Source organism: Empedobacter sp. GD03865 (assembly GCF_029840775.1).
Classification (GTDB): Bacteria; Bacteroidota; Bacteroidia; order Flavobacteriales; family Weeksellaceae; genus Empedobacter; species Empedobacter falsenii_B.
Window position 1 is genome coordinate 1 of sequence record NZ_JAOCDF010000027.1, and the last position, 14,689, is coordinate 14,689.

Below are 14,689 nucleotides of genomic sequence, written 5' to 3' on the forward strand. Positions count from 1 at the left end.
CTTTTTTAATTAATACTTTAGGCGCTGGCATAATAATATAAATTTCTGAACTTGAACTTCTTGCTCTTGCAATTGCTTGTGTTATAGAATTAAGTTTATCATTAAAAATTCCATTATCTTTAGCTGAAGTAGGTGGTAATATAATCACAAAAGCTGTTTCTTCTTCATCAATACTAATCCCCGTTTTAAAAGTAGTTCCTATATTACATTCATTTCTTTTAAATGTTATTTTACTATTACCGAAACATAAATTAAGACTACCATATTTTCTTTTAATATTATCACCAATAGCAGACTTATAAAGATTTTCAGATACAACTTTAGAATAGCACAAAATGTTAATTGCACTAAAGTCTTTCATAAGAATCTCATTAAATGATAGTTTTAAATAAGAATCATTAAAATCATAAGATTGACGTCTATATAATATTAAATTTAAATCACTCAACGCTCTATTTTGGATTCTTTCAGTTTCAAATATTTTAACATTTTTATTCGTCATTAATGAAAATACCTTTAATATGGGTATACAAGATTCTGAAAAAGTAGCACTTGCCAAAAATACTTTATGTACTACTTCATTCCACTTATTGATGAGTAATATCTTATTTTTATCGAAATTATCTAATGTTTCATGTAACTCATCAAGAACCATTACGACTTTAATATTATTGATTTTACAATTTTCTATTAACTCTTTAATATATCTATTTTTATTTGCATTTTGAGCTACACCTTCTTGTCCTGAATCCTCTAATATTGTATTTATTGTAAAAATCTGTAATGGTTTATTTATATCTTCCATAACTTGATTTTCATTCCAGTTATTAGCATCTATATCCTCATAATCAAAATGAATATTTTTTGCTTCAAATATTTCTTTAAAAGCATTAATATTATTTAATGTTTTATAAGGTGTAATCATAATGATTTTATATTTAATAGAATCACTATTCATGTTATGATACTGTCTTATTATATCAATTATTGCAGTAGATTTTCCTAATCCTACACCAATGTTAATTATTGTAGTATCTTTCTCTAGTAAGTTAATTTTACTATTTAAATCACTTAATACATAACCTTCTGAATCTTTGCTTACTATTTCCTTACTTATGTTATTAATGTCTATAAAATCACTTTCTTTTATTTTCTTATACTCAATTGGAGTATTCAATAATTCGGTTACTTCTATTATCTTCAATTTTTACGTTTTTTTTATTTTTCAGATGTCAATTTAGTATTTAATTCTTTTATATGTTCACTTACTTTTGATTGAACTACTTTAGCATAACTTTCTTGTGTAGTACTAATTTTACTATGACCCAATAATTCAGACACTATTTCCATAGGTATGTCATTGTATAATAGTATTGTAGTTGCAAAAGTTTTCCTTGCTACATGATGAGTAAGATTCTTTTCAAAACCTACTACATCAGAGATTTCTTTTAGATAAGAATTAAACTTTTGATTACTAATAATAGGCAAAAGCTTGAGATTTTCACTTTCCTGGTATTTCGCTAAAATTTCTTTTGACTTAGCTAATAGTGGAATTGATATTTCTCTTTTTGTTTTCTTTCTTGTCATTTTAATCCAATCATTCCCATCAAAACCTTTGTGTATATGAGAACTTTCAAGACTTGCCATTTCATTATATGCTAAACCTGTATAACAGCAGAAGATAAACATATCAGCTACTTGTTGTATTCTTTTTTGGATAAACTTATGATTTTCTAATTCTGTCAATTCTTCCTTTGTTAAATAAACAATCTTCTTTTCAACTCTTTTTGGATGATATAGTATAAAAGGATCTCTTGACAAGTAACCTTCACCAAGAGCAAGTTTGATGATTTTCTTTAATCTCTGAATAGTTTTATTGATTGTAATTTGTTTGTGATTCTTTTCTGTTTTTAGATAGAAATCAAAATCATCTATAAAATTGAGCTTTATAGATTCAAGTAAAATATCATTCTTATTGAACTTAAACTTGATAAACTCATATGTATGTTTCCTTGCTTCTTTTAACTTGATGTATGTAGACATTGAATATTCTTTGCCTACCAATTTGAGAAATCTCTGATTGTGGATGTCAAATACTTCTAATAAATATTTTATTCTCCTGGTATGGTCACCTGAGTACTGAATGTATATATCTTCTACATCAAATTGCTTCTCATTCATTTGCAGATACAAAAAAGCCTGATTAATTTTAGATTTAATCAGGCTGAGTTGATTGTTTACATAATTACAATCTTTATCTGTGGATTTCATTTTTTGAAGCTTAGAGTTCCATTTTTTAGGGTTTACATTCAAGCTAATAGAAAAAACTTTTCTTTTTTGTTGGTAAGTCAACCTACATCTAATAGGAGACAAACCTTTCTTATTTGTTTTAAGTATATCCAAAACAAATAATATATATAATTTACTGTTATTCATTATTTTAAACTTAATTTTTGGGGTACTTTTAATTTGAATAGTATGCCTTTTTGTATGCCTTTCACATTTAGTGTATATGCCTTAAAGTATGCCTCAGAAGTGGAGATGATTAATTTCTTGAAGTTGAATAGAATAATCTATATTTTACTATCATAATGAAGAAAGGGCAGTATTTATCAATAGTTTATCCAATCTTAATTCTCAGTTAAAGACATAAAAAAAGAGAGCTTCTTGTTAGAAACTCTCTTTGTAGTAGCGAGGACCGGACTCGAACCGATGACCTTCGGGTTATGAGCCCGACGAGCTACCTACTGCTCCACCTCGCGATTTAGTAGCGAGAACAGGACTCGAACCTGTGACCTTCGGGTTATGAGCCCGACGAGCTACCTACTGCTCCATCTCGCGTTATTGGACTGCAAATATACGTTCATTATTTAAAATACCAAACATTATTCGAAATTATTTTATTTTATTCGGACAGAAAACAAATAAAACTCACATAAACCATTTTATTAAAGAGGTTTATACAGTTTTAATAATTAAATTTATTTTTAATAATCTTCTAAAATAATTTTAAATCGCTTTGATTGGTGGATGATTTTCGATAAAATCAATTGCTAAATCAGCACTATCTGTTAAAAATAATAACTCTTTATATGGTCTTCCTGTTGCTAATTGATGCAAAACCGAATAAATCGCTGTATCTTCTACATATCTTTTCTTACTCAAAAAAATCATTGGACTGTAATATCCGGAAGTTCCATAATGATTTTGAGCTGCTTCCTGAAAAATTTCTTGTGTCGTTCCTGCACTTCCAGGCGCATAAACTAAACCAAATAAGCTAATTGTTAACAACATATCTTCACGAATACTATTAGAAAAATATTTCGCAATATTCGTGGCAAATAAATTACTTGGCTCGTGACCATAAAACCAAGTAGGAATAGCCAAACTTTCTGCACCATTTGGGTAAATCTCTAAAACCTTCTGTGCATTAGTCATATAATTTTTTGCCAAGTATTCGGTTCTTTGATCATCAATAAAATCTAAATCTGCTAAAATATTAATAGCATTCATCAAATCTTCATCTGCATAGTTTGCCATATAAGCACCTAAGTTTGCTGCTTCCATAATTCCAGGTCCTCCGCCAGAAACAACAAAATAACCTTTTTCAGTTGCCAATTTTGCTGCTTTCGCCGTTTCATTATAAAACTCAGAATTGCGCGCAGTAGAATGTCCACCCATAAAACCAATCACTTTTTTCTTCGTCATTCCGTTTTCATCATATTCTAAAATTCGACGCAAACAATCATCAATAGACAAATCGTGTAAACGTTGCGCCAAAGCTTCTGAAACAGATGGATTATATTTATGTTTTTTGAAATGTTTGTAGATTTTAAGATCTATACTTTCATCATTGTCCTGATTATAACCTTCCATCAACTCTTGCCAAGTATACAATTTTCCACGATATGGATTATAGGGAATTGATGCAAATTTTGGATAAACGAATGCTCCTTTTTCGATTAAATAGATTGCTTCATATTGTTTAAACTTACAACCCAAAAACGATGTATTACATAAATTATACTCTTCCCAATTGATTTCTTGATGCAAAAAATTAACATCTTGAACTACTTTATCGGTTAAATCTTTGGTTTGAGAAACTAATTCATTCCATTCTGATAGATTATGAACTAAATCTTTGATTGGTTTTATTTTCATTCTTATTTCTTACTTCATTAAAAATTCGAAAAAATGAATTTACACGAATTATTCCATACCTACGAATTCGGGACAATAAATCTGCTAATTTTCATTTTTCTAATTTATATTTGCATCAAATTCGTGCTCAACTTATTGGGGAATCGTGTGCAATTCACGAACTGTCGCGCAACTGTGAATCAATATTTTTGATAAGTCAGAATGCCACTAATTGAGTTAATAATTAGTCAAAAACTTTCGCGAAAAAAGTAAAAATTATGTTCTATGAAATCATCAAACCACCACAAAAAAACATTATCAACTCAAAAATTAATGAAGAAAAGTAACGTGTAAATATATGATAATGGAAGTGGAAAAAACACCAAGAGAAGAGTTGATCGAACAACGTATCATCAATTCTGAAACTCGCATTTTTAAAGCTGTTTTTCCTGGAGATACAAACCACCACAACACAATGTTTGGAGGATCAGTAATGTATTTGATGGACGAAATTGCTTTTATGACAGCAACTCGTTTTTGTCGTAAACCTATTGTTACAGTAAGTAGTGACAAAATTGATTTTAAACACTCAATTCCAGCAGGAACTATCGTAGAAATGGTAGGAAAAGTGGTACGTGTAGGACGTTCAAGTTTGGATGTACAAATTGACGTTTTTATCGAAAGTATGTATCGTGACGGACGTGATAAAGCGATTTCTGGAACGTTTACATTAGTTGCAATTAACGAAAACAAACGACCAGTTCCTGTTATTGACTAACACGAGCTATAGAAAATTTTTAATCCTTTATCTTTTTGATAGAGGATTTTTTTATGAATTCCAATTAATAATTGATAATATTCTAAAGGTTTCTTAGTTTTACATTAAACACAAAAAATGGAATTACCTTTTGCCGAACCATTTCGCATAAAAATGGTCGAAGAAATTTATCAATCTACTCGAGAAGAACGTGAAAAGTGGATCGAAGAAAAAGATTACAACCTATTTAACCTAGAAAGCCACAAAGTATTTATTGATTTATTAACTGATTCTGGAACTGGAGCAATGTCCGACAAACAGTGGTCTGCAATGATGACTGGAGACGAAAGTTATGCTGGTTCTCAATCTTTCTTAAAACTGAAAGAAACCATTAATACCATCACGGGATTTGAGTTTCTTTTGCCTACGCATCAAGGTCGTGCAGCGGAAAATGTATTGTTTTCAGCTCTTGTAAAAGAAGGTCATGTTGTTCCTGGAAATTCGCATTTTGATACGACAAAAGGTCACATCGAATTTAGAAAAGCACACGCAATTGATTGTACTATTGATGAGGCTTTTGACAGCGAATTGATTCATCCTTTCAAAGGAAATATCGATTTACAAAAGTTAGAAAATGTCTACAAAGAATACGGAAAAGAACAAATTCCATTTACATTAATCACTGTTACATGTAATTCTTCTGGTGGCCAACCTGTATCAATCGAAAATATTCGTCAAGTTCGTGAATTGTCTAATCAATATGGAATTCCAGTCTTTTTTGATGGCGCTCGTTTTGCGGAAAATGCTTATTTCATCAAAGAAAGAGAAGAAGAATTTAAGACAAAAACTATTAAAGAAATTGTTTTAGAAATGTTTTCTTACGGTGATGGAATGACAATGTCTGCGAAAAAAGATGGTTTGGTAAATATTGGTGGATTTATTGCACTGAATAACGAAGAGCTATATAAAATATGTGGTAATTTTGGAATTATTTACGAAGGATATTTAAGTTATGGCGGTTTAGCTGGACGTGATTTAGCAGCTTTAGCACAAGGTTTACAAGAATCGACAGAATATTCTTATTTACAATCGCGCATCAAACAAATTGAATATTTAGGGAATAAATTAATTGAGTTTGGAATTCCAATTCAGCAACCAATTGGTGGACACGCTATTTTTGTTGATGCTGTAAAGTTTTTACCAAATGTAACGCGCGAAGAATTTCCTGCACAAACATTGGGAATCGAATTGTACAAAGAAGCTGGAATTCGTGGTGTAGAAATCGGAACTATTTTGGCAGATCGTGATCCTGAAACACGAGAAAATCGTTATCCAAAATTAGAATTATTGCGTTTAGCAATTCCAAGAAGAACTTATTTCCAAAGTCATATGGATTATATCGCGGTTGCGTTGAAAAATATTTTTGATCGACGAAACGAGATTAATTCAGGTTATGAAATTTCGTGGGAATCTGAAATTTTAAGACATTTCACTGTAAAATTGAAAAAGAAATAAATAAAAAATCCTTCAGATAATCTGAAGGATTTTTTTGATATTACCATCTCCAATCGCCCGAAATACGAAGTGGAGTTTCTAAATTTCCTTTGATTAAGGCTTCTTTTACTTCTTGCTCGTTCCAACGTTTTGAAGGAATTTCTTTCAAATTACTCAAACGATACAACAAATAGGTTTCCAAAATCACATTATTTTTCAAACCAATTTCTTCTACATAATCAAATGTATCACAATTTGCGTGGTAACAATTTAACGCTCCTTTTGTAAATTGACTATCCGAAAGCCCAATAATAGGCACGCCTTGTAACATAAACGGTTGATGATCTGAATGTAAATCTACACTTGCAAATGTTTTCAATTTAAAATCTGGAATTACTTTTTGCACATCATTTGCATAATCAGTTAAAATAGACAAATTACTTTCCATTGTCGAATAATACGACTTTGGATTGGTCGTCATATCCATGTTCGACATTGCTTTGATTTGATTGATAGAACCATCTTTCAGTGCTTGATTGACATAATGTTTAGAACCTATCAAACCAACCTCTTCGCCCATAAATAAAACAAATTCAATTGTTCGATCATTTTGAAGATTTAACTTTTTATACGTTCGTGCAATATCCATCACAGAAAAACTTCCAACGCCGTTATCAATGGCTCCAGTAGCCAAATCCCAACTATCTAAATGACCTCCAAGAACTATTTTCTCGTTTGGAAATTTAGAACCGATTTTCTTTGCAATAATGTTGCGACCTTTCATTTGTCCAACATCATTTTTCATTTCGATTTTAGCAATTTCTTTTCCTTTTGATAGATTTTCTTTGATTTTCAATCCATCTTCTAAACTGATATTAATCGCAGGAATTTTAATAATTTCTCCCGTCACAGAGGCCGTTCCTGTTAATAGAATTCCTCCAGCAGGACGATTAAACAAAATAATTCCTTTCGCTCCGTACTTTTCTGCTAAAGCTGTTTTTTCTGAACGATGTAGATTTTCGGTTTCTTTTGGCGTTCCATCCAACAAACCAAGCGCAGCAAAAACAATCTTTCCTTTTACTTTATCACCAATCTTTTTATAATCTTCTTCAAGTCCATTTCCCAAATCAATTAATTCTCCCGAAAAATTAACATTTGCTGGCGAATGCGCTAAAGCAACTGCTTTTATAGGTTGATTATTGATTTTTAAATCTAAACTTTTACGATTCCACCCGCTAAATGTAAATTCTTGAAAAGACACATCATAACCATACGAACGCAACAAATTTGCTGCATATTCTTCTGCTATTCGTCCACTTTCTGTTCCTGTTGCACGATGTCCGATTGTTTCGGTTGCTTTTTTTAGTTGTTGATAAGCTTCAGAATTTTGTTGTACTTCTTTATTAATCAAGTCTAAAACTTGTTGATTAGTTTGAGCAGATAAACTCATGGTTGTAGAGACTAAACCTAATGTTAATAAAAATTTCGATTTCATGTGTGAGTATTTCTATAAACTTAAAAATGTTTTTGGAAATAGTTGATAGAATGGAAGGAAAATTTACTTAAAAAAAATAGTCCTCAAAAAATGAGGACTATTTATATGAAATTATAAATTATTTCTTAGTGAGCTGGTACGAAACGCTCTCTTGCATCTTGCAACAATTGTTCTGCTTCTGCTTTATCACCGTACCCTTCAATTGTTGTTGTCTTATTTTCTAAGTCTTTATACACTCTGAAAAAGTGCTCAACTTCTTTCAATGTATGAGGATTCATATCAGTGATGTTTTCTAATTGGTTCCATGTTGGATCTGCAACTGGCACACAAATTAATTTTTCATCTTGTCCTTTGTCATCAGACATTTTAAGAACACCGATTGTTTTTACTTCGATTACACATCCAGGAACAGTAGGTTCTGTTAAGAAAACTAATACGTCAATTGGATCTCCGTCTAATCCTAATGTATTTTCTACGAAACCGTAATCAGCTGGGTAGAACATTGGAGAGTATAAAACACGATCAAAACGGATTCTTCCTGTTTCGTGATCCATTTCGTATTTGTTGCGAGATCCTCTTGGGATTTCGATGATTGCATCAAAAGTCATTGTAATATTCTTTTTTTATTATTTATTTTCTAAAAATTCCAATCTAAACCGATTGTGATGCCAAATTTACGAACATCTGGCAAATTATTATAATTTCCGCGCCAATTAAAATCAACACGTATTGGTCTAATGTTTCCAAAACCAATGTTTTCTATCCCAAACCCGTATTCGTAGTAGATTTGTTGATTTGGTGCAAAATATTGTATCGTGGAACGATTAATAGCTTTACTTTTCTCCGAAATATCCCCGTAAGCCGCTCTCAAGAAACCAACCTCTCTTAATTTTAATTTCTTAATTAACGGAACTTTGTTCAAAATCCAACCGTTAAAATGATGTTCCCAATTCATCGTTACATATTCGTCTGTTACAAATTCATAATAATCTAATTGCGAAAATGTACCATAAACTTGTCCGTAACTCTCATTACCAGGTAATGCACTCATTAATGATAAAGGAACACCTTGAAATGTTTTTCCAGCTTCTGCAGTTACCAATGATTTACCAAAAGATCCAATCAAAATTGGTTGTGTATATAAAAATTGTAATTTATCATATTCAAAATCTGAATTAATTACACCTTTCAATCCTTTTGTATAACGCAACATCAACGTTGGTGCAAGTGTTGTCATTTCGTAACGATCAATTCCATATTGAGAATATTTTGCACCTGGACGAGCAATTACCGAAACACTTACACTTGAATTTGTTAAAGTTTCTTTTATCTGACCATTTTTTTCATAACCAATCGAGAAATGTTCTGCATCTGCTGGTTTGATTAATTGATAATTTCCATCAACACGAAATGTTACATTTTTCCAAGGTTCAATCGATGCATACACATTTGTCAAATTATTATTACTCAAAAATGTATTATCTCCTTGATTGATGATTGATGACGAAGCAAAACTACGCGTCATAATTCCGTCAGAAGCCGTTAACGTTGCAGCCAATTGTTCTACATCACGTTTTGTTCCGATACCGACTTGAAAACGATTATATTTATTGAACATATAACGAAAATCTGCTCCATATTTGAATTTTTCATCTCGAAAACCATATGCCAAGAAACCTTGCGCACGCCACATATCATTTTGCGAAAAATATGTACGAGCTCCAGCTCTCAAACGGAAACCTTCGATTTGGTTGTATCCAAAAGATGAATATAAATTCCCGATATCAATTGCATTTCCAACATTGTAATATCCAGAACCAAAAATCTCGATTGCTTTCACAATATTATTGAATTTTGGTACTTTATTTAATTGCTCTAATGTTTCGTAAATACCTTCTTGATCTTTCGTTAAAGCTTCAGGACGATTTTCTGCCCAAAACTGATTATCTTTTTCGTTAAGCGCAGCTTTTGCTGGATCTAATTTCTCGTAATAAAAAGCTTCGGGATGTGTTGTATCGAAATCGTAATTGTAATAATTCACCGTTTTATGCGCAAAAATACCTTTCGCACTTTCCTTTTTACTCAACAACGACATATCCAACATCGCGTATTCTTTTTTCGGATAGAAAATAGAATCATTTGGAATATCATATTCTAAATTCATGAAAATATTACGCACAAAATTCACATTCATTTCTTTCGTTGTCTCCATTACAACTTCTTTCACAGCATAAGCATCTTTCGAAATAAATAATTCTCCTTTGAAAGTTAATTCACCTTCACGGCGAGGATAATATTTGATTCGATAAGATTCTACTCCATCGACATCAATCGTATCTTTTAGTTCGTAATCATAAACCGCAAAACCATCGGTAGCGATAGGACTTACAAATTTGATGTCTAAAATATTAACACGATTATCGTAAATGTCAATATCCCGGAATAAGTTTTTTACTGTCGCAGCAACGACTTCATTTTTCTCGAAACCTGAGGTTTTGTTTGCAATTAATTCACGGCGCTCTTTTGTAGAAGGTTTATTGATTCCTGCTATTTTATAGATCGATTCGTTTAAGAAAGCGGGTAAATACGTTTTCCCGTTGATTGAAGAAGTATCTACTTTCTCAAAAACAAACTCCATCCCTTTGAAAATCTTACGTTTCATGAAAGTGGAATCGATATTACTGATATCAAATTGCAATTTTTCATATTCGTCGTACTGATAATGAGGAGTCAGTTTCAATCCGTTTTTCTTTTTTCGTTTCCAAACTTCACGTAAAATTGCATAAGCAGGATTTTCTTTTTTCTTGACACGTTTTTTCTTTGCAGAAACGACGGCTTCTTTCAATTCTACAGATTGATCATCGTCTGTTTCTGTATCATTTTCAGCTAGAAATAGTTGAGCAATAAAATTATAATCGATTTTATTTTCGATGATATAATCAGCAGTCTCATAACCACTTTTAGAAACAACAATTTTATTTGTATTTGAAGCAGATTCGATATAAAAAGTTCCATCTGAGTTGGATGTAGCACTAACTTTTAACTCCGGTAAACGTATATCTGCATAAGGAATCGGTTTCAATGTTTCAGAATCGATCACTTTTCCCTGAATTTTTACTTGAGCGTGCAAAGACGTCAAAACAACTAAAAAAACAGCTGTTATATAACTTTTCATCAATAAGATTTGTTTAAAAAAATAAAGCCTAGCAAAATATGTGCTAGACTTTACAAATATAGTTGATAAATCTTATATTATTTATACATAACTGATTTTACAGCTTCAATTACATCTTTTGCATTTGGAATCCAAGTTTCATATAAGTTTGGAGCGTAAGGTGCTGATGTATCTTTCGTTGTAATACGTTTGATTGGCGCATCTAAATAGTCGAAAGCTTTTTGTTGAACCATATAAGTAATTTCTGAAGCAACAGAAGCAAAAGGCCAAGCTTCTTCTAAAACAACCAAACGATTTGTTTTCTTCACAGATTTGAAGATTGTATCATAATCTAATGGGCGAACTGTACGTAAATCGATTACTTCTACACTGATTCCTTCTTTTGCTAATTCATCAGCAGCAATGTAAGCTTGCTTAATGATTTTCCCGAAAGAAACTAACGTTACATCTGTACCTTCACGTTTGATTTCTGCTTTACCAATTTCGATTGTGTATTCTTCATCTGGCATTTCCATTTTATCTCCATACATCTGTTCAGATTCCATGAAAATTACTGGATCGTTATCACGAATTGCAGATTTTAATAAACCTTTTGCATCATAAGGGTTTGAAGGAACAATTACTTTAAGACCTGGTACATTTGCATACCAATTCTCAAAAGCTTGTGAGTGTGTTGCACCTAATTGTCCTGCAGAAGCAGTAGGTCCTCTAAATACAATTGGACAGTTGAATTGTCCTCCTGACATTTGATAAATTTTTGCAGCGTTATTGATAATTTGGTCAATAGACACTAATGAGAAGTTGAATGTCATATATTCTACGATTGGACGACATCCCGTCATTGTAGATCCAATTGCGATTCCAGAAAAACCAGCCTCTGCGATTGGCGCATCAATTACACGTTCTGCTCCAAATTCGTCTAACATTCCTTTCGAAGCTTTGTACGCTCCGTTGTATTCTGCTACTTCTTCTCCAATTAAAAATATAGATTCATCGCGACGCATTTCTTCACTCATTGCCTCTGCGATTACTTCTCTAAATGTTTTTATAGCCATTTTATGCGATTTCGTTCTTTATTATATTTTTTCCTAAAGCAAATGTAATAAAAAACTTGCGAATTATTTAAAACGAATTCATTCAATAAAAAAATCCCAAAATAATCTAAAGTTATTTTGGGATCGAAAAATATTTAAAAAAGAATGTAATCTCTATTTTAGAACCAGCCTTTGTGACCTTCTACATATGTTTTATCAAACTCTTCGTCAGATTTAGTCAAATAAATAATCCTTTCAATAAATCCAATAAGTCCAGCAAATCCAAATGTTACAAAAGTGGCAATAATTTGAATAACTCCTTCTTTTGTATATCCTAAATAGAATTTATGAATTCCTAAATATCCTACTAAAATTCCTAAAATTCCAGCAATGATTTTTTTCTCTGATTTGTACGGCTGATTGTTTTCCATCGTTTTTAAAGTTTAAATAATAATTGTTTTTGTTGGTTACAAATTTAATTTGTCCATCATTCTTAAAAATCACTAGATATAATGATTTTGAATACTGTACAAATAAAATAAATCTGATCTTAATTTAAGGTTAACGATTTAACAATCTACTTTTTATAAAATCAATTGCTTTTCTTTACATTTGCATAAAATGGTGCTCAACGAGTGAGTTAAAAGGGAATTTGGTTCAATTCCAAAACTGTCCCCGCAACTGTAAATTCTAACATACTTTTTGTAAAAGAATAAGTCAGGAAACCTGCCATTGCTAACAAATTAATAGAAAATGTTTTCGGAGGAAAAACAGATTTTAATATGAAAAAACTTTTTCTTTGTTTTAATCTTATCGCTGGAATTGCTTTTGCACAGACGGATACCATCAATTTGAAACCTTTGATTTTGAACGATGCTTTTCTTAAAAATCATTACAAATCTCAAAGTATTATCAAACTTAATGATAGTATTTTAGAGCAAAATCCTAATCAACTGACGCAAGTTTTACAAGCGCAAACGCCAATTTATTTTAAAGAAAATGGACGAGGAATGGTTTCTTCGCCTTCGTTTCGTGGAACTTTAGCTTCGCATACAGCGGTAATTTGGAACGGAATAAATGTCAATTCGCAAACAACAGGACAAACGGATTTTAATTTATTTGCAAGTAATTCGTTTGACGGAATTTTAGTGAAACCAGGAGGCGGAAGTATTGCGTATGGAACAGGTTCTATCGGCGGTACAATTCATTTGTTGAATAAATTTGAGTATGATAAAGGTTTACAACAAAAAATTAATTTAGGATACGGAAGTTACGATACGTGGTCGGGAAAATATCAGTTGAAATATAGTACAGAAAAATTTAGTTCTTCAATCGATTACGAACGAAATCAATCTGATAATGATTACAAAATTCCGAATCACATGAAGAAGAATTTGAATGGAAAATATTATTTCAATACAATTAATGGAAATTTTGGTTATAAAATCGATCCTAAAAATGAATTGAAACTTTATTCGATGTTCAATTTTGGAAAGCGCGAATTTCCTTTGGTTGACATTGGTTCAACGCCTTCTGGATACGAAAATCAGGATTACCGTTTGATGACAGAATGGAATTTCAATCCAAATGAAAAGTGGCAATCGCAGTTAAAATTAGCTTATATACGAGAAGAAAGCAGTTATTTCAACAATATTCACAAATCTTATTCGGACGATTTACAGGTTGATAACTATATTTTAAAATATTATCTGAATCATCAATTGACCAATAATTTCGAGCTTTCGCTTTTATCTGAAGCTAATTATAATCAAGGAAGTGGAAATAATTTGACTAAAAGCGATCAAAACTCAATCAATTTTGCCTTAATCGCGAAGCATAAATTATCAGATGTTTTGGAATACGAAGCGAGTATTCGTCAAGATTTTTCTGATACGTACCAAAATCCATTTATTTATTCATTGGGTTTTAATTATCGTCCGATTCATTCGTATCAATTAAGAGGAAATGTTTCGAAAAATTTCAGAAATCCAACGTACAATGATTTATTTTGGAAAACTGGTGGAAATCCGGACTTGAAATCAGAATCAGCTTATCAATTTGAACTTGGAAATGATTTTATCAACAAAAATTTAAACATTCAAACCAATATTTTTTATAATAAGTTGAGTGATATGATTCAATGGATTCCGAGTTCGCAAAACAGTTCTTATTGGGTTCCTGTGAACATCAACAAAGCTGAAACCTATGGTTTTGAAATGATTGGAAACTACAAATGGAATGCATTTAGTTTCAATACAACTTATGCATACACCAAAACAAAAGATAAATTTAAAAATAAGGAACTGATGTATTCCCCAAATCATAAATGGACGGCGAGCGCACAATACACTTACAAACGTTTATCTGCTTTTGTACAAAACATTTATACAAGTAAAGTTTTTACCGATTCGCAAGAAGAAAGAACACTTGATGGATTTTGGCTAATGAATTTTGGTTTAAATTATACAATTTCACCACTTTATAGCATTTCTATGAGAGTGAATAATGTGTTTAACCAAGAATATCAAACGCAAGAAAATCGTTGGCAACCTGGCACAAATTATAATATACAATTACAAATAAAATTTTAAAAA

The 14,689-nt window shown here is 31.3% G+C and carries 11 protein-coding genes, 2 tRNA genes and 2 riboswitches; of the genes, 3 read left to right on the plus strand and 10 right to left on the minus strand.

The features are described 5' to 3' along the window. From N5D46_RS10520 to N5D46_RS10540, 5 genes are all read right to left on the minus strand, one after another. A partial coding sequence (locus tag N5D46_RS10520) for a DEAD/DEAH box helicase family protein (RefSeq protein WP_280049923.1) occupies window positions 1-1,204 on the minus strand: 1,204 nt, incomplete at its 3' end. Window positions 1,205-1,218: 14 nt separating this feature from the next. Further along, window positions 1,219-2,436: a site-specific integrase gene (locus N5D46_RS10525; RefSeq protein WP_280049924.1), complete on the minus strand. Its 1,218-nt coding sequence runs from the start codon at window positions 2,434-2,436 to the stop codon at window positions 1,219-1,221. 253 nt (window positions 2,437-2,689) lie between these two features. After that, window positions 2,690-2,762: transfer RNA gene (locus tag N5D46_RS10530), tRNA-Met, on the minus strand. Window positions 2,763-2,768: 6 nt separating this feature from the next. Further along, a tRNA-Met gene (locus tag N5D46_RS10535) sits at window positions 2,769-2,841 on the minus strand. 168 nt (window positions 2,842-3,009) lie between these two features. Continuing rightward, window positions 3,010-4,161: a hypothetical protein gene (locus tag N5D46_RS10540; RefSeq protein ID WP_280049926.1), complete on the minus strand. Its 1,152-nt coding sequence runs from the start codon at window positions 4,159-4,161 to the stop codon at window positions 3,010-3,012. 104 nt (window positions 4,162-4,265) lie between these two features. Then, window positions 4,266-4,388: riboswitch (cobalamin riboswitch) on the plus strand. Window positions 4,389-4,504: 116 nt separating this feature from the next. Between N5D46_RS10540 and N5D46_RS10545 the strand changes: the two genes are divergently transcribed. After that, window positions 4,505-4,918 carry an acyl-CoA thioesterase gene (locus N5D46_RS10545; RefSeq protein WP_114998110.1) on the plus strand — a complete coding sequence of 138 codons (414 nt, stop codon included), beginning with the start codon at window positions 4,505-4,507 and terminating at the stop codon, window positions 4,916-4,918. A 117-nt stretch (window positions 4,919-5,035) separates the two neighbouring features. Next, window positions 5,036-6,412: a tryptophanase gene (locus N5D46_RS10550; RefSeq protein WP_180905739.1), complete on the plus strand. Its 1,377-nt coding sequence runs from the start codon at window positions 5,036-5,038 to the stop codon at window positions 6,410-6,412. Window positions 6,413-6,452: 40 nt separating this feature from the next. On the opposite strand, the gene N5D46_RS10555 is transcribed toward N5D46_RS10550, so the two are convergent. From N5D46_RS10555 to N5D46_RS10575, 5 genes are all read right to left on the minus strand, one after another. Then, on the minus strand, window positions 6,453-7,886 hold the full coding sequence (locus N5D46_RS10555) for a M28 family peptidase (RefSeq protein WP_260392002.1): 1,434 nt from the start codon (window positions 7,884-7,886) through the stop codon (window positions 6,453-6,455). 125 nt (window positions 7,887-8,011) lie between these two features. Beyond that, window positions 8,012-8,494 (minus strand): inorganic diphosphatase, encoded by a 483-nt coding sequence (locus N5D46_RS10560; protein ID WP_038336778.1) that lies wholly within the window; start codon window positions 8,492-8,494, stop codon window positions 8,012-8,014. A 29-nt stretch (window positions 8,495-8,523) separates the two neighbouring features. Beyond that, window positions 8,524-11,061, minus strand: coding sequence for a DUF5686 family protein (locus tag N5D46_RS10565; RefSeq protein WP_280049927.1), 2,538 nt, complete (start codon window positions 11,059-11,061; stop codon window positions 8,524-8,526). Between the two features lie 77 nt (window positions 11,062-11,138). Then, a complete protein-coding gene (locus N5D46_RS10570; protein WP_280049928.1) occupies window positions 11,139-12,116 on the minus strand; it encodes a pyruvate dehydrogenase complex E1 component subunit beta in 978 nt (325 codons plus the stop codon). Window positions 12,117-12,274: 158 nt separating this feature from the next. Then, on the minus strand, window positions 12,275-12,526 hold the full coding sequence (locus N5D46_RS10575; RefSeq protein ID WP_038336776.1) for a TM2 domain-containing protein: 252 nt from the start codon (window positions 12,524-12,526) through the stop codon (window positions 12,275-12,277). A gap of 174 nt (window positions 12,527-12,700) precedes the next feature. Beyond that, window positions 12,701-12,844: riboswitch (cobalamin riboswitch) on the plus strand. A 33-nt stretch (window positions 12,845-12,877) separates the two neighbouring features. Between N5D46_RS10575 and N5D46_RS10580 the strand changes: the two genes are divergently transcribed. Then, window positions 12,878-14,686, plus strand: a complete 1,809-nt coding sequence (locus N5D46_RS10580; protein WP_280049929.1) for a TonB-dependent receptor — start codon at window positions 12,878-12,880, stop codon at window positions 14,684-14,686. Window positions 14,687-14,689: the final 3 nt, after the last annotated feature.